General features: G+C 36.7%; 18 protein-coding genes and 4 tRNA genes. 9 read left to right on the forward strand and 13 right to left on the reverse strand.

Annotation, left to right across the window (positions count from 1 at the left end; all coding sequences use genetic code 11):
• Positions 1–91 precede the first annotated feature (91 nt).
• The 9 genes from ACYQ0N_RS06105 to ACYQ0N_RS06145 all read left to right on the forward strand — a co-directional run bounded on the left by ACYQ0N_RS06105 (position 92) and on the right by ACYQ0N_RS06145 (position 8,038).
• The gene (locus tag ACYQ0N_RS06105; RefSeq protein ID WP_460162126.1) at positions 92–1,225 is read left to right on the forward strand and encodes a putative glycoside hydrolase; all 1,134 of its coding nucleotides are present in this window, start codon (positions 92–94) and stop codon (positions 1,223–1,225) included.
• Between the two features lie 51 nt (positions 1,226–1,276).
• On the forward strand, positions 1,277–2,167 hold the full coding sequence (locus ACYQ0N_RS06110; RefSeq protein WP_460162127.1) for a DMT family transporter: 891 nt from the start codon (positions 1,277–1,279) through the stop codon (positions 2,165–2,167).
• Between the two features lie 76 nt (positions 2,168–2,243).
• Entirely contained in the window at positions 2,244–3,113 is an 870-nt protein-coding gene (locus ACYQ0N_RS06115) for a DUF5685 family protein (protein WP_460162128.1), read from the forward strand.
• Positions 3,114–3,124: 11 nt separating this feature from the next.
• On the forward strand, positions 3,125–3,598 hold the full coding sequence (locus ACYQ0N_RS06120; protein WP_460162129.1) for a hypothetical protein: 474 nt from the start codon (positions 3,125–3,127) through the stop codon (positions 3,596–3,598).
• A 96-nt stretch (positions 3,599–3,694) separates the two neighbouring features.
• A complete protein-coding gene (locus tag ACYQ0N_RS06125; RefSeq protein ID WP_177531520.1) occupies positions 3,695–4,258 on the forward strand; it encodes a J domain-containing protein in 564 nt (187 codons plus the stop codon).
• A complete protein-coding gene (locus ACYQ0N_RS06130) occupies positions 4,255–4,809 on the forward strand; it encodes a hypothetical protein (RefSeq protein ID WP_177531521.1) in 555 nt (184 codons plus the stop codon). Before ACYQ0N_RS06125 ends, ACYQ0N_RS06130 begins: the two co-directional genes overlap by 4 nt.
• Before the next feature lie 261 nt (positions 4,810–5,070).
• Entirely contained in the window at positions 5,071–6,393 is a 1,323-nt protein-coding gene (locus ACYQ0N_RS06135) for a phosphoadenosine phosphosulfate reductase (protein WP_460162130.1), read from the forward strand.
• On the forward strand, positions 6,393–6,947 hold the full coding sequence (locus ACYQ0N_RS06140; protein WP_177531523.1) for an IbrB-like domain-containing protein: 555 nt from the start codon (positions 6,393–6,395) through the stop codon (positions 6,945–6,947). Before ACYQ0N_RS06135 ends, ACYQ0N_RS06140 begins: the two co-directional genes overlap by 1 nt.
• 95 nt (positions 6,948–7,042) lie before the next feature.
• A complete protein-coding gene (locus ACYQ0N_RS06145; RefSeq protein ID WP_177531524.1) occupies positions 7,043–8,038 on the forward strand; it encodes an SPL family radical SAM protein in 996 nt (331 codons plus the stop codon).
• A 129-nt stretch (positions 8,039–8,167) separates the two neighbouring features.
• Here ACYQ0N_RS06145 and ACYQ0N_RS06150 read toward each other — a convergent pair.
• From ACYQ0N_RS06150 to ACYQ0N_RS06210, 13 genes are all read right to left on the reverse strand, one after another.
• Positions 8,168–8,241: transfer RNA gene (locus ACYQ0N_RS06150), tRNA-Cys, on the reverse strand.
• 4 nt (positions 8,242–8,245) lie between these two features.
• Positions 8,246–8,321 (reverse strand) — tRNA-Gly (locus ACYQ0N_RS06155).
• An 8-nt stretch (positions 8,322–8,329) separates the two neighbouring features.
• Positions 8,330–8,406, reverse strand: a tRNA-Asp gene (locus ACYQ0N_RS06160).
• 4 nt (positions 8,407–8,410) lie between these two features.
• Positions 8,411–8,486, reverse strand: a tRNA-Val gene (locus ACYQ0N_RS06165).
• An 88-nt stretch (positions 8,487–8,574) separates the two neighbouring features.
• A complete protein-coding gene (gene hslO / locus ACYQ0N_RS06170; RefSeq protein WP_460162131.1) occupies positions 8,575–9,444 on the reverse strand; it encodes an Hsp33 family molecular chaperone HslO in 870 nt (289 codons plus the stop codon).
• A gap of 28 nt (positions 9,445–9,472) precedes the next feature.
• Positions 9,473–10,219, reverse strand: coding sequence for a class I SAM-dependent DNA methyltransferase (locus tag ACYQ0N_RS06175; RefSeq protein ID WP_460162132.1), 747 nt, complete (start codon positions 10,217–10,219; stop codon positions 9,473–9,475).
• Positions 10,212–10,514 (reverse strand): YerC/YecD family TrpR-related protein, encoded by a 303-nt coding sequence (locus tag ACYQ0N_RS06180; protein ID WP_177531527.1) that lies wholly within the window; start codon positions 10,512–10,514, stop codon positions 10,212–10,214. Before ACYQ0N_RS06180 ends, ACYQ0N_RS06175 begins: the two co-directional genes overlap by 8 nt.
• A 93-nt stretch (positions 10,515–10,607) precedes the next feature.
• Positions 10,608–11,123 (reverse strand): hypothetical protein, encoded by a 516-nt coding sequence (locus ACYQ0N_RS06185; protein WP_460162133.1) that lies wholly within the window; start codon positions 11,121–11,123, stop codon positions 10,608–10,610.
• A gap of 1,118 nt (positions 11,124–12,241) precedes the next feature.
• Positions 12,242–12,484, reverse strand: coding sequence for a hypothetical protein (locus ACYQ0N_RS06190; RefSeq protein ID WP_460162134.1), 243 nt, complete (start codon positions 12,482–12,484; stop codon positions 12,242–12,244).
• Positions 12,485–12,984: 500 nt separating this feature from the next.
• Entirely contained in the window at positions 12,985–13,314 is a 330-nt protein-coding gene (locus ACYQ0N_RS06195) for a hypothetical protein (protein WP_460162135.1), read from the reverse strand.
• A 361-nt stretch (positions 13,315–13,675) separates the two neighbouring features.
• The gene (locus ACYQ0N_RS06200) at positions 13,676–14,206 is read right to left on the reverse strand and encodes a hypothetical protein (protein ID WP_460162136.1); all 531 of its coding nucleotides are present in this window, start codon (positions 14,204–14,206) and stop codon (positions 13,676–13,678) included.
• A gap of 231 nt (positions 14,207–14,437) precedes the next feature.
• Positions 14,438–15,307: an ankyrin repeat domain-containing protein gene (locus ACYQ0N_RS06205; RefSeq protein WP_460162137.1), complete on the reverse strand. Its 870-nt coding sequence runs from the start codon at positions 15,305–15,307 to the stop codon at positions 14,438–14,440.
• A gap of 6 nt (positions 15,308–15,313) precedes the next feature.
• On the reverse strand, positions 15,314–21,691 hold the full coding sequence (locus ACYQ0N_RS06210; RefSeq protein WP_460162138.1) for an RHS repeat-associated core domain-containing protein: 6,378 nt from the start codon (positions 21,689–21,691) through the stop codon (positions 15,314–15,316).

Below are 21,691 nucleotides of genomic sequence, written 5' to 3' on the forward strand. Positions count from 1 at the left end.
TGTCTGAAACAGACTGAATATAAAAATCATGTTCGATAATAACAGTATATACAGAATGTAAAAAATTGGTGTATGTTTATTGGAGCACAAAATGAGAAAAAAACAAAACGTCTATAAGCCAAAAAGAAATTTTAATATTGTAAATAATATGTTTACAATTTTGTTTTCACTGGCGCTCGTATCCTTTTTTACATTAATTGGTTACAGCGTAGCAAAACCGTTTGCAAAGGTCGGAGAAGCGGAAAAGGAAAAAAGCGTTTCCGGAGCAGAAACGGAAACCGTTCCGGTGACAGAAACGTATACTGCTCCGGGCGATAACGATACCGTAGCTTACTGGCTGGCGGAGGCTGAAATTAAAGATATGGATACGCTTGAGCGTATGCTTGACAGAATCGACGATTCATACAATACGGTAGTTATTCCTCTAAAAATTAAAGGAGGAATGCTCAATTATAATTCCTCCAACGAGGGCGCTATTATGGCGGAGGTTACATCTGAGCCTGAACTGGACGATATTGTAAGTAAAATAAAGTCGCGCGGGTTTAAGCCTGCCGCTTCTTTAAGTCTGCTTAATGATAATATGTATCCCAGAGCTGATAAGTCGGCGGGCTTTATTGATAAAAAAAGCGGTAAGCTTTGGTATGACGCGGATGAAAATAAGGGCGGAAAGCCGTGGCTTTCGCCGTCGGCTTCATCCTCAGGTAATTATCTTTCATCTCTGACCGCTGAAATTGCCGGGGCAGGCTTCGAATTCATAATTGCCGCAGACGTAGAATTTCCGCAGTTCAGCCGAATTGGTCTGGACGCTATCGGGGAATCTGTTACAAATGAAAACAGGTATCTTGATTTAATAGATATTGTGAATAAAACCGCCGCTGCCGCCGATTCAAATAACAGTGAAATGTGGATAGAGATTTCTGCTGCCGAAATGTTTGACGGGACATGCGAGGTTTTTCAGCCGATTTTACTTGATACTGAAAAAATAGTTCTGGAAATAAACGTTGAGGATTTTAAATCGGTTGTAAAATGCGGAGATGAAAATATTGATTTTTCATCAATGAGCGCCGGAGAGAAGGCGGAAAAGGTATGCGATATTGCGGAAACTTATATTTATAAAACTTCCTTCATTCCTGAGCTTACCGGAAAATCATTGACTTCTTCAGATAAAAGGGAAGCGGCGGAAGCTTTTAAACGTATGGATTACGATTCATACATAATCAGATGAAAAAATGCCTGTTCTTAAATTGAACGTGCATTTTACAGGGGAGGGGATATTATGAATAAAAAGCATTTAGGAGTATTATATATAATTGTTTCGGCGTTCTGTTTTGCGCTTATGAATACGTTTGTAAGACTTTCCGGAGATCTTCCTACAATACAGAAAAGCTTTTTCAGAAATTTTGTCGCTGTCATTTTTGCAATTATTGTTTTAAAGAAAAATCATATTCCTATAAGATGGGGAAAGGGAAATCTTAAATTTCATTTATTACGTTCGGCAGCGGGAACTCTCGGTATACTATGTAACTTTTATGCGATTGATCATCTTGTACTTTCCGACGCTTCGATGCTTAACAAAATGTCGCCTTTTTTTGCTATTATTTTTTCGTTTATATTTTTAAAGGAAAAAATATCGGTTTTTCAGACTTTAGCTGTAGCCGCTGCATTTATCGGAAGCCTGTTTATTATAAAGCCGAGCTTTACGGGAATAGACTTCCTACCGGGTTTTATTGGTTTTCTCGGAGGTATGGGAGCCGGCGCGGCATATACAGCCGTAAGGCATCTGGGAAGTAAAGGAGAAAAAGGACCGTTTATTGTTTTATTCTTTTCAGCATTTTCGTGTCTTGTAACCTTACCCTATATTATTTTCAATTATCAGCAGATGGAGATTCGGCAGTTGATTTATCTGTTATGCGCAGGACTTTCTGCCGCCGGAGGGCAGTTTTCAATAACGGCGGCTTATTGCTATGCTCCGGCAAAGGAAATATCCGTTTATGATTATTCCCAGATAATATTTGCAGCGGCAATAGGATATGTTTTATTCGGTCAAATTCCGGATAAATTAAGTTTTGTCGGTTATGCGGTAATAATAACGGCGGCAATACTGATGTTCATATATAATAATAAATCTTCCGGAAGAAATTCTGAAAATAAGATAAATAAAATATGAAAATTTTGTGGTTATATTGACAATGCGCAGCAGTTCTGTTAAAATGAATTATATAAAAACTTAAAGGATGATTAATTTGTTTGGATATATCCGTCCCTTCAAGCCGTATATGAGATACAGCGAGTATCAGGTCTACGGAGGATTTTACTGCGGTCTTTGTAAAAATCTCGGCGAGAATTACGGCCAGCTATACAGAATGATGCTAAGCTATGATTTCGCTTTTCTGGGTATACTTTCAAATTCTTATAACACTGATCCTCTGTATTTTGAACCTCAGCGCTGTATAGTTCATCCTTTAAAAAAAAGGCTTTGCCTAAAAAATACGGAAGCGCTTGATTTTACGGCGGCCGCTGCCGTTATTTCTGTATATCAGAAGCTCTGTGACAGCATATCAGACTGTTCGTTTATAAAATCAATACCATATAGAATTATCAGAAAATTATCGGTTAAGGGATATAATAAGGCCGCTATGAAATATCCTGAAACTGCTGAGAAAATTCAGATAGAAATGAACAGACAGCTTCAGCTTGAAAGCGAAAGCTGTAAATCAATAGATCAGGCATGCGAGCCTACGGCAGTTATTATGTCAGAGCTTGCCGCTCAAATATCGTCAGATTCAACACAGTCAGAACAGCTTAAAGGATTAGGTTATCATTTAGGACGTTTTGTTTATCTTGCTGACGCATATGACGACGCAGAAGACGATTTAAAGCATAATAATTATAATGTTCTTCTCAAGTATCATAGCAGGGTTTCCGACGCTAAGAAGCTTGCTGATGAAAATATAAATATGAGTCTGTGTATGATAGCAGAATATTATAGTAAAATGAAAATACAGAGATTCAAGGATATTATAGATAACGTTATTTATCTTGGTTTAAAAAGCTTTAGTTTGCCTAAAAAACGAAGATTAAGAAAACAAGAAAACAGTGAAATAGTTTTGTAGGGTATAATATTTTGATTAATGAAAATAATATTGGGGACAGAGAGAGATTTGATAAAGAATATTTGAAAATTATTGATTTGATAAACAAAGAAGAGTTTAATCAGGTTCAGATAATTCTTGATAATTATAATCTGAAGGATTATGCGTTATGGAATTATGTATATGCGTTGTTTAGACATGAACAAGGCTGGATGAACGACGCGTATGGACATTATAAAAGAGCATACAAGCTTGAACCGAATAACCGAGTTTATCATAAGGCCTATGTTGATATATTTAAAATGCGTTACCATTGCTTTGATAAAAAACATATCAGGAATATAGGGTGTGTGTGCTGCGGTCTTGTTTCCTGCGGTTGTTGCGTTGGTTGCTGCGTTAAATATGTTATTCCTGTATTTTATTGCGCCTATTGCCTTCATGACAACAATTTGCTTCCTTGCACATATAATCCTGATGAGATAAGATGTTCGGGACTTGAACGTTAAAAGTTAATTATATTAAGACAGAAAATATTTATTTGCCGTTTTTTAGATTTTCATGGTTATAAAAATATTAGCACAGCGGCAGAATGGAGTTAAAAAATGACAGATCCATATCAGGTTTTAGGCATTTCGCCTTCCGCTTCCGACGAGGAGGTTAAAGAGGCTTACAGAAAGCTTTCGCAGCAATATCATCCGGATATGCAGTCTGGGAACAGTGTTATGGAGGATATTGCTAACGAAAAGATGGCGGATATAAACGCCGCATATGACGAGATAATGAATCAGAGAAGAAGCAATACGGGAAACGCAAATCCTTATATTGAGATCAGAAGCATGATTGAGAGAGGGAATTATACTGACGCTGATAATATGCTTGAAAGAAGCCGTCAGGACTCAAATGCTGAATGGAACTTTTTGAAGGGCACTGTTTGCCTGTCGAGAGGCTGGCTCAACGACGCTTATAGCTATTATGAAAAGGCGGTAAGAATAGAGCCTTCTAACAGGGAGTATCAGGCTGCATTTAATCAGATGAAAAATAAAAGAAACGGTCAGATGTATGGAAATCCTTATAATACGGGACAGAATAACGCTAATACGGCAAATTGTCTGTGTAATGCCTGCCAGTTTTTAATCTGTGCAGATTGCCTGTGCGATTGCATATGAATAAGGTAAGCTATAGAGTGGCATTGGGAGGCGTTGTTTCCTCCCTTTGTATTTTTTCCATGTTTTTGACAGGCGTTATGCCCTTTCTTTATCTGACGCTTCCCATGATAGCCGGAGCTTTAATGACGATAATTGTAGTTGAAGTAAATAAATCATGGGCTTTTCTGACTTATGCCGCAGTTAGTCTGCTTTCAATTTTTGTTTCGCCGAATAAAGAAGCGGCTATAATATTTATTCTCCTTTTCGGCTATTATCCCATTATAAAGGATTCGATAGAGAAGCTCAGATTCAGGCTGATTAGAGTTCTGATAAAATTTATTTTATTTAATATTATTGCTGTAATAGACTATCAGATAACGCTTTATATACTCGGAGTTTCGGATATGGCTGATGATTTTGCGACATTTGGAAAATATGGAATTTATATATTCTGGATTTTCTGTAACTTTGTTTTCTTTATATATGATTATGCGCTTACAGGATGCGTTGAGCTTTACATAAAATATCTCAAACCAAAGATTTTCGGTGAAAAATATAAAAATAAAAAATAGAATAATAAGAATTTATACCGCCGGGTAAAGCTTTTCGGCGGTATTATTTTTTTCTGTTTTATATTTTATTATCATATAAACAAATTGCCTGTATACAAAAAAATCACCTGTATAAATGTTATTATTCATTTTATTTTTAAATTATATATTAAAAAGTGTTGAAATTGGTATAAATTAGGTGTATAATCATATTATAAATTTTAATGTGCATTGTATATTTCAGGATCAGCTTATTTCATTAATTTTTAAAGAGTGGGTAATATGATTAAAAAAAATTTGGATATTAATGTATATGAGGCTTTTCAGAATCGTATGGAGTATATATTTCAGGAGTTTGATAATATATATGTTTCCTTCAGCGGAGGAAAGGATAGCGGTCTTTTACTTAATTTAGTTCTTGATTATGCGAAAAAAAACAATATTAAAAAAAAGATCGGAGTATTCCATCAGGACTTTGAGGCTCAATATTCAGTTACGACAGAATATATATTAAATACTTTTGAAAAAAACCTTGATAAAATAGAGCCTTATTGGGTATGTCTTCCTATGGCAACCAGAACTGCTTTAAGCAGCTATGAGATGTACTGGTATCCGTGGGATGACACCAAAAAAGATATCTGGATAAGGGATATGCCTAAAAAGCCATATGTTATAAATATTGAAAATAATCCGTTTTATTATTATAAATATAAAATGCATCAGGAAAAACTGGCAAAACAATTCGGGAGATGGTATCATGAGATTCACGGCGGCGGAAAGACTATATGTCTGTTAGGAATAAGAGCTTCGGAATCTCTTCAGCGATATAATTCAATTATAAATAAAAAGTACGGCTATTACGGAATGTGCTTTATTTCAAAAATGTTCAGTAATGTCTGGTGCGGATCTCCGATGTACGATTGGTCTGTAAACGATGTATGGGCTGCAAATTATAAATTCGGCTATGATTATAATCCGCTTTATGATTTGTATTATAAAGCCGGATTAAAACCGGATCAAATGCGGGTTGCATCGCCGTTCAACGATTATGCAAAGGATAGTCTGCATTTATACAGAGTACTTGAGCCGGAAGTTTGGTGCAGACTGCTGGGGCGAGTCAAGGGAGTGAATTTTACTGCTATTTACGGCAGAACCAAGGCTTTGGGTTATAGAAATATCAAGCTGCCGGAAGGGCATACTTGGAAATCGTACACAATGTTTTTGCTGGACACGCTTCCTGCTCGTTTACGCAGGGGGTATGAAGAAAAATTCAAAACCTCAATTAAATTCTGGCATGAAACAGGAGGCGGACTGTCTGAAGAGACTATAAGAGAATTATTGGAGAATGGGTATAATATAAAAAGAAACGGTATTTCAAATTATACTCTTGATAAAAAATCGAGAATTGTATTTATAGGAAATATACCTGACGATACTGATGATATTATGACTTCCAGATCTGTCCCAAGCTGGAAGAGAATGTGCGCATGTATACTTAAAAATGACCATAATTGTAAAACAATGGGCTTTGGCGAAACCAAAAAACAAAGGGAAAGGATAGACAGAATAAAGAGAAAGTATAAAAGTCTGGAGGAATTATTATAATGGAATTTAAAAGTCCGGTCTATAATGTTATCGCTGTACCGATCAGCAAGATTATTCCGAATACATATAACCCAAATGCCGTTGCACCGCCGGAACTGAAGTTGCTTTATGATAGCATAAAGGAGGATGGATATACAATGCCGGTGGTGTGCTATTATTCCAAAAAGCAGGATTTATATGTTATTGTTGACGGTTTTCATAGGTATCGCATTATGCTTGAGCATGAGGATATATACAGGCGGGAAAAGGGATTACTGCCTGTTTCTGTAATAAATAAACCGCTTGATCAGAGAATGGCGAGTACGATACGCCATAACAGGGCAAGAGGAGCACATGATGTGGATCTTATGAGTAACATAGTTAAAGAACTGCATGAGTTGGGAAGATCTGATTCGTGGATTTCAAAGCATTTGGGAATGGAAAAGGATGAAATTTTACGATTAAAGCAGATTACAGGTCTTGCCGCTTTGTTTAAGGACGTAAAGTTCAGTAAAGCATGGATTCCTGAAAGCGAGGACGATATTGAAGAATCAAAGGAGCCGATTATGTTATAAAGAAAAATTACTGAAAATATCAGGCTTATGTTTTAAAATGAATATAATACTTATAAATGCAGAGTATAATAAAAAAGTTAAAGCAAGGAGCCGATATGTATCCTAAAAAAATTTATTATGAGCCTGAGGCTCTTGAATATGAGCTGGGAAAAAAGCTAAAAAATATGTATACCGATGTGGAATGGATTCCTATAAAAAGCCATAATAATATTGAAGAGCTGCGAACAAGAAGTAATTATGATTTTACTGAGTTAAAAAAGTATCTTATAGTCGGTATACGAAAAACCCATAAATATAATGAAAACAAAAAGATTTCCGATTATCTTGTACCTTATTCCTCTTCCGGCTGCAGCGCTATGTGTCTTTACTGTTATCTCGTTTGTAATTATAACAAATGCTCTTATCTGCGGATTTATGTAAATATTGACCAGATGCTTGATAATTTGATTAATAAGTCCCGCAAAACTGAAAAAATATGTACTTTTGAAATAGGAAGCAACAGCGATTTGATTTTGGAAAATGAAATTACAGGAAATCTTATAAGGACTATTGAGGAATTTGGAAACAAGGGCAGAGGATTTATTACATTTCCTACTAAATTTAATATGGTGGATAAGCTTATTAATTTAAATCATAATGGTAAAGTTATATTCAGAATGAGCGTTAATCCCGAGATGATAATAAAAAAAGTTGAGATTGGAACTTCATCTCTTAATAAAAGAATTGAAGCGGTAAATAAAATGTGCGAGGCAGGGTATAGGGTAGGCTTGCTTATTGCTCCTGTAATATTAATTGACAGTTGGAAGGAACTATATGTTGAGCTTTTGAATACGCTTTTTGAAAGACTTTCTGATAAGGTTAAAAACGAAATGTTTTTAGAAGTGATTTTTATGACATACAGCTATGTTCAGAATGCAATTAATAATCAGGCGTTTCCCGGCGCTTTGCGCTTATATAATAGGGAGTTAATGACAGGCCGCGGCCGTGGAAAATATTATTACAGACAAGAATACAGGGACGAGGCAGAAGCTTTTTTGAGAAAAGAAATTAAGAATAGATTTAAAAGCGCAGAAATTGTATATGTAGTATAAAAGTGTAATTTAGACTAAGCGGATCAAGATTTAAAAAATCTTGATCCGCTGCAATAATTATAATTCAGAGCATAAAAAAAGATCCGTTTAAAAACGGATCTTTTAGCTGACGATAAATCAGCATCAGTATGGAGGCGCCACCCAGATTTGAACTGGGGATCAGGGTGTTGCAGACCCATGCCTTACCACTTGGCTATAGCGCCATACTGGAGCGGATTACGAGGCTCGAACTCGCTACCTCCACCTTGGCAAGGTGGCGCTCTACCAGATGAGCTAAATCCGCATATCTAATGGCGACCTGGATGGGAGTCGAACCCACGACCTCTAGCGTGACAGGCTAGCGTTCTAACCAACTGAACTACCAGGCCATGATGGTGGGAACAATAGGGCTCGAACCTATGACCCTCTGCTTGTAAGGCAGATGCTCTCCCAGCTGAGCTATGCTCCCACATAATCAAATCGCTTTCATTCATTTCAAACGACTTAATTATTATACTACATCAGCTTTAATTTGTCAATACCTTTTTGAAAATTTTTCATGTTTTTTTCAATCCTTTAATTTCTTCCGGACTGAATCTATATTTTATACCGCAGAAATGACAGTCGACATCAATATTTTCCATCTCTTCAGCAAGCTTATCAAGCTCCTCATTACCAAGCGAAGCAAGTAATCTTTCAGTGCGTTGTCTTGAACACCCGCATTTATAAATTGGATTAGCTTCATCAAGAATATTTGGCTCAAGACCTTCAAGCAGCTTCAGAGCAATTTTTTCGGGAGTATATTTTTCAAACAAATCCGTTACAGAACTGATTTCAGAAATATTTTTTTCAATTGTATCTATGCAGTTTTCGTCGGCGAAGGGAAGAAGCTGAACCAAAAAGCCGCCGGCACATTTAACTGATAAATCCGGATTTACAAGAACTCCTAATCCGCAGACGGTGGGAACCTGTTCGCTTGATACAAAATAGTTTGCAATATCCTCGCCTATTTCACCTGAAACTATCGGTACCATACCGTAATAGGGTTCTTTAAGTCCCAGGTCTTTTGAAACGGTAAGAGTTCCTTCTTTTCCCACAGCTCCGGCAACGTCAAGCTTTCCGATATCATTCAGAGGAATTTCAACAACAGGATTCTGAACGTAGCTTTTTACATTTCCCATGCCGTCTGAAACAGCTATCAGAATACCCGCAGGACCGTTTCCGTCCATTTTAATGCTTACAGAATCATCTTTTCCCTTAAGACCGTATCCCATCATTGAAGCGGCGATAGTCAGGCGTCCTAATGCGGCTGTTACTACTGCGCTGGTCTTATGTATTTTTTCAGCCTCGTTTATGATATCGGTAGCGTCGATTGCCATTGAAACAACAGACGCGTCCTTTGAAATTGCTCTTTTTAATATTCCCATGAGTTTTTACTCCTGTTTATTTATTGATTTAAATCCTGCGAGCAACAAAAACTGCTCTCTGCGTAGTTTCGCTTACAGAGGAATCTTTTTCGCCGTCGCGGATCAGCAATATTTCAAATCCTGTTTCTTTAAGTGCGGATTCAATCAGCTCAAGCGGATAAGAATTTTCGTAAAAGCTTTCTTCATATCTGCTGTAACGTCCGTTTTTATCCGGAACAAAAAAATCCAATTCTATCAAAACACGGCTGTTTTCACAGCTATTTTTCCAAACACAGTAAACATCCTCTGCGTCATATATAAATGTATGCTCGCCGAGTATTGATTTATGCTTAAATTCTGTATTGATATCAAAAATAAAAAGTCCTTTTGGTTCACAGAAAAGATGAACTCTTTTAAAAACCTTTTTAACATCGTCAATGCTTTCAAGATGATTAATGCTGTCAAGAGCGCATATTGCCGCGTCTACATTTCCATATAAATTAAGGCTCCTCATGTCCTGACATATATAAAGTATATTTTTTCCGCTTTCAAATTTCTTATTCATCGCAATGCTTAGCATATCCGGGGAATTATCTACGCCAATAACGTCATATCCTAATGAATCTAATTCCTCAGATAAACTGCCTGTTCCGCATGCTAAATCCAGAACCAAACCGTTCGGCTTGACGCCGTACTTCTGTAAAAGGAAATCAAAGTATAACGCCCTTTTTCTGTAGTCTATGTTTTGTGTAAGCGTATCGTAATACTGTGCAAAAACCTCGTATCCATTACTCATCTGATTTCTTTTCCTTCATACGCTTAAAAACAATATCATAGCCGTCGCAGCCATAGTTTAAGGATCTGTTTACCCTGCTTATGGTAGCCGTACTGGCTCCGGTTGCTGATACTATGTCATTATAAACATGATGTTCGCTGAGCATTTTTGCAACTTGTAGTCTCTGCGACAATGCTTTGAGTTCTAAAACAGTACACAGATCCTCAAAAAAATCGTAGCATTCCTCGCGGCTTTCAAGACATAGAACGGCGTCGAACAGGTCGTCCATAGCTTTATCCTTTAATTTATTGTTCACAGATAAACCTCCGTTTTATTTTAATTCATGTTTATATTTTAGCACACCACAACGTAAAAGTAAAGATGTTTTTATTTTAATGCAGTAATTATATCAATAGACCGCAATTTCTAAATAATTTTTTATACTTGTATTATACAAATTAGTATAATAATTTATGTTTTCTTCATTCATACAGGATTTATAATTTTCTAATGAGTAGTAAAAGCTTTGCAGGCTACAGGCTTTGGATTTATTTGTTTTTAATATTGATATTTTTTCAAGAACGGAAGAAAAGTATCCTTTTAAAAAATTAAAAATCAAGCTCTGCTTTTTATTATATGCAAGAGTTAAAAAATCGGGAGATATTTTTTGTGAATTTACATAAAGTTCTATTCGTGAAATAAATTCTAACTCTTTATAAAATAAATCAAGTCTTTTGAAAAATATATCCGGATTGATTGTGGTTGTTAATAAATCTAAGCTATCTTCGGTTATTTTAAAATAGTTTTTGATTATTGCTTCGGTTATAATTATTAGGTCCATTTCAGTGGTAATTAATTTTGAGCATGGCTTATCTAATAATGTGTTTTGCCATTCTAACAATCTTTTTTTCTTTTTTAAAAACATTTTTAATTTGCTCCTTTATTATTTATATTAAAATTATAACATATAAACAGTGATAATTCAATTAGCATTCCCAACAATAAAAGGCTCTATTTTTGTCAATAAATAACAAATTATATGGTTATAAATTAAATTTCAGTAATTTTGTATTTCACATTTCTATGCAAATTAATTTAAAAAAAGGCGGAAAAAGGCTTTTTTCTGTTTCTCGTTTCTTTGGCAGAAGGGTACATACGCATATACCGAAACCAGTAGTGTTTTCGTTTCACTTTGTTCGGAATACCGGAAACGATCGACAGCTTATCGATCTCATGGAAATCTCATCCCTCTGTGGTTCTCACAGAGCCGCCCTCATTGCTTGATTCCCCGGTCAAGGGGCGCCCGAAATATGCCGCTGGCATATTTTGCTAAATAGAAGTTCATTATCATCCAGGAGGCTTTTTTCCACCTCTACTTATAAGGGAGTGGGAGGGGTGTTTTAAGACCCCTGTTTTAAAAACGAAAGTATAAGGATATCCGGCGACAAAGATCTGCCACTTAAAAATGAGCATAAAAAAACTCCGTTCTGCCTTTAAAGCACAACAGAGTTTGAGCTAAACACGCCTTAAAAGCTTGTTTACTCTTTGGTTTTATTGGTTGCTTTTTCTAATTTTTATTATATCACTAAATTATCTATGTTTTTATATAAATTTCGAAAAGTGTGCTTAAATAGTATAAATTATTTATTAAACATTAATATGCCAGCCTGAAGTTACGCTATGGCGTAGTTTGGCAGTTGATATTTATGAAACAATTAACAAATTTGCAGACAAAAAAAGCGGAACGCTTTTACACGTTCCGTTTTGAATATTAATCTATACACTTCTCTTTGTATTTATATATATTCCTTTTTCTTATTAACTTTCCCGTGTTATGGTGACAAGGGGGGTGTGTCAAAAAAATAAGAGTAAAACAAACAATAAGGTTTGTTTTACTCTTGCATTATTCTAATGCTTTTGTAAAGAAAAAGCGGAGTAAAACTTGAAAAATCAATACAAGTTTTACTCTATTAAAAATTGTTTCCATTTTTACAATAACAATGTATATGCTTCCTTTAGAAACACATGAAAATCTTTAATGTTTTAACCGAATTCTTTTAACCATTTTTCAAAATCCTCATTACCATATAAATATTCACTCGGACTTACTTTAATATCTATTCCAGATAAAATCATTATCAAATCCCATGATCGTTCGTTTTTGAAAATCAAATCATCATCAACCAAAAATTGTTGCGCCCAATCAGCGACTTCTTCCCTAAATGATATATCATTTTTAACTTTGCATAATTGATTGTACACATAATTGTAATCGGGTTCATTCATATTGACTCCTTCCGTTCACCATTTACCAGTGTATTTTCCTTGTTTATTAAAACAATAATGGACTTTTTGACCACCAGTAATAGATGTATCAGGTCTAACCTGTCTTACGTTTCCAAAATGGTCCAAGGTTTCATGCCAGCCTCTTGTTTTCCCACTTAAATAATCCCATTCTCTAACATATCTTCGCCCTGTATGCAGGAGAATTGGCTCTATCAGCTTTTTCTGGATTCCTGTGCTTTCAATAAGCAAATTACGGTTTCTAAATGCAATGAAATTCTTATCAGCAAAGGTCTTGCACCCATGACAAATTTGAGGGCTTTGAAATAAGGGAAAGATTCCACCTGCGGGTTGCAAGTGGAATCTTTTTTAGTTGCCCTATTGAAATGTTGTAATTTGATTTATTGGTAAAGAAAAGCGGAGCAAAGCAAGCTCATTTTAGAGAGAACTTCAAGGAATACATACTAGATTCCTTAAGTCCTATGGAACATCTAAGATTATTTTTATAAATATTCTATTTCCATTTTTTCGTATACGATTTCCATTATTTTTTTTCTTTCCCATGCCTCAAAAAGAATAAAATGATTTATTTCTATTTCATCCATATACTTTTTTGAAGCACCACTTTCAATTTCCTCATATATTGTTTGTTTCACTAAATTAGATGATTTCTTGATTGTAAAGTCACCAATTTCTTTACCAATTGAACAATTATCAATTATTTTATAATAATTAATAAATTTTATTTTGATGACTTTTGCATTGTAAAGCTCTATATAAATAATAATGTAATCTTCCATTATTTCTACTTTATTAATAAAAGCATCGTTCAATGGAAGGTCATATATAACACTTATAAAAAATCACCTCCTTGGCCTACTACCTGGGAAAGTCTCTCCTGGTAGGAATCCTGTCCCTCCACCTGGGGTATATCCATTAGGATATATTTTACTTACATTTCTTTTATTATTCCAATTCTAAATGCAATGAAATTCTTATCAGCAAAGGTCTTGCCCCCATGACAAATTTGAGGGTTTTGAAATAAGGGAAAGATTCCACCTGCGGGTTGCAAGTGGAATCTTTTTAGTTGCCTTATTGAAATGTTGTAATTTGATTTATCGATAAAGAAAAGCGGAGCAAAGCAAGCTTTATAAGCGAGTTTTGTTCTGTTAGAAATGTCAAATTAACATGAATTTATATAAAAATTATATTTTGTGTCGTAACATCAACATTCAATCTTTGATTGCTCAAAATTCTTTTTACATTATCATCTTTTAAATCAGACAAAATTAGTGGTACTTTAGGTTCGGCAACTATACGATATGAATTTATAAGAGGTCCATTCGGATCACGTGGACAGGTATCAAAACAGTATATTCCTTTTGAAGTTAAATCAACGCTTTCATTAAAAATCGGTATTTTCAATAGCTGTTCATATCGTTTCTTTTTTATGTGTTGAATTTCCTGAGGTTCGCCATATTTGTCTATTTTTTGATTTTTTCTATGAGATCCTCCGCCATAATCATAGTAATACTGTATTTTTGTGAATGACTTAAATTCATCAAAAAAATACTTTTCAAGAAATTCAACATCCTCAACAGATTTAATAATAAAATCAGGAAGTATTGCATTACCGCCGGATGTCAATTCAATAACCTTATTGAATCTATCAACTGCAAACCATATTAAATCAAGAAATGGAAGATCTTCTTTATTAATTTTCACTTAATTACCACTAAATATTTTATTTAATATTATCGAAAAGCTTCCTTAAATATACTTGTACAATTTTTACAGGCTGGCACCACTTCTCCAGTTCTCGGCCTCACTGCACTTGTAAATCTAATATTATTTATTCGACTACCTTTAAGCATCAATGATAAAAAAACAATAAACAACGTAGAAGCCCATCTGCGTTGTTTATTGTAAAACTTATAGGTTCATTTCATCTTTATCTTATAAAAAATCTTTTATATTAAGTAGCTTTAATAAATTTGATTTTATTTTTTTATTTTTAATTTTCATTGCATAAAAATCTATTCCCCTTTCTTTATAATCCTTTACTTTTATATTTGCTCCTGCATCTAATAATGCTTTTACTATTTCAATATTCCCATAGGAAACGGCATAAAGTAATGCTGTCATTCCTTTTTTTGTTTTAGCTTCTATATTAGCATTATGATGTAAAAGTAAATTAACAACATCAGATTGGTTATAGCAACTGGCTATAATTAAAGGTGTCGTTCCATCATTAGAAGCTATATCTTTGTTAGCTCCATGTTTTAATAACAATGAAACAATATCAACCAATCCTTTAGCAGAAGCCTCATATAATGCTGACATTCCGTCTTCGTCTGCCAAGTTAAGATTAGTATTTTTATCACATAATATTTTAATTATATCTGTGCTTTCGGATTCCACTCCCCATAAAATTATAGGAGTATTCCTATAAAATACATTAGGATCATAATTCATTTCTAGCAATAAACGAACATGATAAATATTTCCGGATGAGACTGAAATAGCAAGGATTTCATTTTTTTCTTCTTTTAGCAATATATCATTAAATTCTTTTATTAAAAATTTAAAGATGTTAAAGTTCTCTGATAGTGCAGATAGAATCAAGGGCGTTTCCATATTAAAATTAGGTATAATTGGACAACATCCTAATTTAATTAAGTCTTGAACCATTTCAAAATTTGCATCTTTAACTGCATAGTGTAATAATGTATTTCCATCTTTATCTCTTTTGTATTTTTCATTTACTTTTATATTGCTATAATCATTATTTAATAAAGAATTATATAATTCTTTAATACTGCTCAATATACATCACTTTCCTTTCGGATAATAATAATGATCATGTGAGGAAGGTCTATGCGGAGTATCCCTTTGAGAGTTAGGTACGTCTGGATGATAATGGGGTTTATTACCATCAGGATGATGAACAGGAGGTTTTCCATTTCCCGCTTTTTTTGCAGCTTCTTTAGCGTCTTTTCTAGATGTATAATGCTTTCTTCTTCCAATAGGATACTTTGATCTTTCCTTTGCATAAGAAATAGCCGTTTCTGCTCCATAAGAAACTGCTGCCGCTCCTGCTGAAACAGCCGCTACTTTAGCTGATGCAAATGCAACCGTGGTAGCACCTGTAACAAAAGCACCGGATGATACCATACTTCCGCCAACAAGCGCTGCTGCAGGTGCTGCTGCTCCTGCAGTTGCAACTACTACGGCTGTTACTGCTACTACTGTTGCTACAACTGCCACTGCTGTTAGTATCTGACTTAATTTAGGCCAGTTTCCGCTTTCATCTAAATAAAGTATCGGATTATTTTCGCAATAAGTATAAAGATTCAAGCTAAGCGGATCTTCATTTTTACCGGCAAAGCTATCCCTCGAAATAAATCTTCCAATCTCAGGATCATAGTATCTCGCTCTGAGATAAACCGTACCCGTTTCAGCGTCGTAATACTCACCGCAATAACGGAACGCATTAGTATCAGAATCATCAATATTCTTCTCAACACCGAATGCGTCATAGGTATAAGACTTTACAACCGCACCAGTTGAATCCGTAAGATTTACAACGTCCCCATGCGCATTCTGCGTATAGTAGGTATACTCAGACTTATTGCCGTTCCAGTAGTTATACTTAGCAACAAGATTTGTTCCTCTGATGTAGCAGTCAGCCTCATAGAATTGGTTGTCAATAATGTCTGCAACAATCTGCTTGTTACCGTCCCAGACATGGTTAATTCTCTGACCGTCAACCGTTTTCTCATATCTAAGACCGTCCACATTGTAAGCATAGCTTGCAACAGTTTCGCCATCCGTAAATCCAATCAGCTGATTCAGACCGTCATAAGTGTTGGTTTCAGTTTTGTCGTCAGCAGTCTTTGTGATCTGATTTCCGTTAGCGTCATATGTGTAAACCGTCTGCTTTATGTTTGAAGCCGGATTTAAGTTAATCAGATTTTCATCAGCTTCATTTTCAACAGTCTTTACTTCCTTCTGAAGCAGCGCAGTGTATTTGCCGTTGGAATCAACATAGCTGTACTCGGTTACATAATCCTCAGTACCTTCTGCCATCATCTTGGAACGGTTGCCGTAATCGTCATATTCGTATGTGTAGGTATCTGTCGTGTTGTTTCCAACCTTAACAGCTTCCTCCGTCAGTCTTTTCAGACCGTCATACTCATATGATGTTGTTTCTATTATACCACTTTCGCTGCGTACTTTGCAAGCGTCAGAACCGTCTAAATAATAGGAATATTCATATTCGGAAATTGTGGAATTTCCCTTTTTGTTGGTAATGCCTGTTACCTTGTTGTTCTTGTTGTAGGTGTAGGTGGAAACTACGCCGTTTGCAAGGGTTTCAGACTTCTTGTTGCCGTTTGCGTCATAGGTATAGGAAACAGTTTCATTTCCAGATTCCTTAACCTTGACTACGCGCATTTCACCGTCGTATTCATAGCTTGTATACGAATACATCAGAAGATTGTTGATTCCTACAATCTGCTGCCTCATATACTGCGAAACGCCCTCGTAGAAATAACCTCTGAATGATACATAGCCATTACCGTCAGACTCTGTTTCCGTATATTTTCTGCCCAGATCATCGTAAACGGTATTTGTTGTAAGTCCATTGCTTACGGTTTTTGTAATTCTTCCCATGCTGTCATAAGTATACGACTTGCTGACATTCTTGGAAGAATCATTGGAATTTACAGTATTTGAAGTAAGCACACGGTTCAGCGCATCATAGGTATTTGTTGTAATATTGCCGTTTGCGTCTGTGCTTGTGAGTACGTTGCCGTTCAGGTCATATGTGATCGTACCGGAATTGTAGCCTGTGCTGTCGGTCGTGCGTACCAGATGATTACGTGAATCATACACATACTCTGTTTTCAGGTATGAAGTATCGCTGTCAGATGACAGACCTGTGCGCATTTCTGTTTCGATACCGTCATGGTTATAGAAATACTGCGTGATATTCTTTTCATTTGAGCCTGTTCCGCTTAATGTGACCTTTGAAAGCAGTCCCAGACCGTTGTATTCATTCTGCGTAATGCTGTACTTCGGAGTATTTGAATCTTCTTTCTGAACTGTCTGTTTTGTGAGGATTACGTTTCCGTTTTTATCATACTGATTTTCTGTAACGGAGTCATTCTCAGAAGTAAACGGCGTATAAGTTTTCGTAAGCTTGTTCAGATAGCCGTACTCATATTTTGTAGTGTTATTCAGCGCGTCAGTCTGACGAGCGAGCTGCCCATTTGCATAGTAAGCGCTTGTACGCTTGGTTTCGCCGTTGGTCTTTTCATAAACCGTATTTTCTTTCCAGTCGGCAAGCGTTTCATTTACTACCTGTTTATCAGCGGTGATGTAGGTTGTCTTAATAGTTTTCAGACCGCTGCATGACTTAGATGACGAATTATCAAGACTTGTATAAACGTTAAAGCCATGATTCTTTGCAAATTCATAAGCCGTTGAAGTCAGAATCTGTTTTTCGGCGGCTGCTTTCCACTTGAAATACGTTGCTTTTTCACGCTGTAAACCGTCATACTCAACAATATTTATCGTACCGTCAGGATTTGTTGTTTCAGTAACATTTCCGTATGCGTCGTATTTGTAAGAAGTAACGTTGCCCTCAGCGTCTGTTTCTGTTTTCTTGTTATCGTCAGGATAATAAGAAATCAAAGCGCCGTGACTCTTATCGGCAGAGTAATTTGGAGAATATTCAGCAGTCTTGCGGCTCAGCTTGTCATACTCTGTGATTGTAACAGTCGCTTCCGAGCCTGTTCCGTAGTCCCTTGTAACCGTAACGTTATTGAATTTGTCGTATTCGTATTCCTTAACATAGCCCTCCGGACTTGTTTCCTTAGAAACCTGAAGCTGTGCGTTGTATTCATAACGAGTACCATGCTCCGGCTTTGAAATACCGTTGCCGTAAACCCATTTTTCGCTTACAAGACCTTTTCCGTTTCCTGATTTGTAGTAATCATATTCTGTGATATTTCCTTCAGGATCGGTTGTCTTTTTTATAAGTCCGATTACTCCGCTGACATAGCTGTCGGCATAATATTCGTGACTTGTAATTGCGTAGCTGCTTTCGTTGGAAGCAAGATATGTAATCGGATCAAAGTTCTTTGCGGTAACAGTATCAATGTCCGCCTGCGACAGCGGATTCAGGCTCTGCGCTTCTTTAATTAAACGTACTCCGTCTTTATCGTAAGCCTTGATGGCTGCATAGCCCATCTCGTCAACTTCTGCGGTTACGTTGTTTTTGCTGTTGTAATTTGCTAAAGTATATGTACCGTCGGGATTGGTTGTTTTTGTAACGTTACCGTTATCATCACGCTCATACTTGGTAGTATTGCCCATGATGTCAACGCTTTCCTTAATTTCATCGTACTTGTTTTCATCGTCGATCATATTGTAGGTGATTTTGTCAACCTCGTATGTCTGACCGTCGGTTTCCACCTTATTTGTATTTACTGCGTACTTTTCATCGTAATCGTAAGTAAAGGTTTTTACCAGATTGTCGCCGTCGTACTCCTTAGTGCCTGTCTGCTTCTTAGCCTTGTCATAGGTATAAACCTGTTTCAGACCGGAAGCGTTTACAAGGTAATCAACCTTGCCGTCGTCATAATAAGTAATCTGATCTGTAGCTTCGCCATAGCAGTTTGTAATCTTATTCATATGACCGTTTGAATCGTATGAATAGGTTTCTTTGCCGCCAGCAACATTTGTTGCGGAAATCAGCTGAAAATCAGAATTGTATTCATAGGTAACTGTTCTTCCGGCAGCCGTATCTTCAATTTTTGTTACACGGGAATGCTCGGAATTACCGTTGTAAGTGATTTTGTAGGTTCTGCCTGTGGAATCGGTTACAATTCTCTGATTATTGGACATGGAGGAAATTGTAAGCTTGTTGCCCTCCGCGTCCTCAACCTTGTACATTTCTCCGTCCGCATTAAAATAGTATTTTGACTGAGCCGAATTGGTTACAATATATTCGCTGCCGTTCTTTACCATTGTACTGTGAGCGTTAAGGCATTCATAACCGCCGCCTTCTTTGTCCTTGAAGGTTGTATTCGAGCCGTCGGGAAGTACCACCTGATAATAGCCCTCAGCAGGAATTACCATTTTGCTTACGTCAATATTAAAGTCCCAGCCGATACCGAAGCTGCCTTCTTCATCGCTTGTAGAGTTGTATGTTCTGACAAAATCAGACTGCACGCCGGGAGATTCCACGCTTAAATCAGTAAAGGTTTTGGTGTAATTTCCTGTTGCAATGTGAACTCCATCGCCCATTTCCCATCCCTTACGGTAGAGGGTGTAATCAGGCTCGTCATAAGGACGCCACCAAGGTCTGAACCAGTATAAATCTTCTGAATAACCGTATGGAAAATCAACGCCAAGGCATTCTCCGGTTTCTTCATCAACATAATCAAAATTAAAACGTCTGTCAGTATTATAGGAACCGTCCTCGTTATCTATATATGTTTCGGGGTTATCCCAAAGAATCGTCTGTTTGCCGCCTTCATAATAAAAATGAATGACATGCTCTCCGCTTGAGTATATTGCCTTATCTCCGGAGGCTTCATTTACCTGCCATGTAGGTCCGCATACATAAATGTGTCCGGCTGTCCACTGACCTTCCATATCTGCAAGCGTGACGTACTGCCAGTTGCCGTATACCGCCAGTTCGTCCATTGCATTTTTCATGATAATACGGTCATAGCAGTTTGCCTGACCAAAGTCAAAGCATTGATCAATATACAGCAATCCGCCGTTCATAAGCAGATCCATTCCGGCATTACCGCTCCATCCATCGGGCGATGCAGTACGGAATACAAAATTGTTATACACATACAATTCTCCGCCGTTTAAGTCAAGGGTAGCGCCTTTATTTCCTGACCATAAAGCTGGAATATCTGTTGTAAAATACATACAGTCCGCTACTTCAAGAACATTTCCGTTCAGGTCAAGATTAGCGTCATGCAGGCTGAATACGCCGGGATTGTAGCAGTAACCCGTAAGCTTGATATTTTTCTTGTAGCTGTTTTCCGGATTCGAGCCTGCATACTGATTTCCATAATCAGCAAACCAATTATAGTCGCTTTGATCAATAGTTCCGTTTTCATCCTTGTCCATATACTCAAAATAGTTCTCACTTCTTCCTCTTAAATTGAGCTGTGAAGAAAGCAATGAAATATCGTTTTCATCAAGAATATTATCAGGATAAAGATCAAGGTTATACAGCGAAATATCAGTTTCGCTTATAATATCAATAAAATACTGAACATCATCATAATCAATATATCCGTCACCATTAAAGTCGAGTGAAGATAAGTCGCCTTCAGCTGATAATCCGGCAAAGGAGTACATAAGATCAATATCTCCGCCGTCTATAATTCCACTTCCGTCAATGTCAAGCCATGCTAATCCGCTAATATTGAGCTGATCATTTGCTTCTATATATGCTTTTGCATTATCCAGATCAGCCTGCGTTATTGTTCCGTCGCCGTCCCAATCGCATGATAAATTGTAATTATCATCTCCGATATATGCCCCGATACAGCCTTCCACATACGCTGCGTCGGCAGAATTTATCTGTTCATCGCTCCACTGGTTTGATTGTTCTTCATTCCATGTTGTATCGCCCGGTATCAGCATTTCAGGCTCATCAGGGCTACCGATCCAGTATGAGCCCCAGCCCATGCCTTTATAGAATCTCGGCAGATAGCCGTCGCACTCTATCTTTACATTTGTTTCAGTACCAAGACCATCGGCATAAGCCGTAAAGAAACCGCTTTCATTTGCAGTGGTTTCATATACCAAATCCCAGCCGTCAAATATGAGGATTTTTACTTTTGTCAAGTCTGAATATGTACCGTACTGTCCTACATATCCGGATATAGACAAACCGCATGATTCAGCAACAGACGGTTTTCCTGTATTTGCACTGTATAGTGAAATTCCATCCGAAGTGTTAAAGTATTCCACTTCTCCTAATCCGTCTGACGCATTTTCATACTCCTGTTTTAGTTCGTCTGCGTTTCCTGAAAGCTCAAGGGATTCCTTGATGTCTGCAATCGTTTCAGCATGAGCGATTCCCTGTGAGCTGCCGTCGCCGTAAATAAGCACTTGTCCGACAAACAGCACAGACAGAACGCCTGATAGCGCCCGTTGAAAAATTTTCTTCAT

Source organism: Ruminococcus sporogenes, from assembly GCF_054655175.1.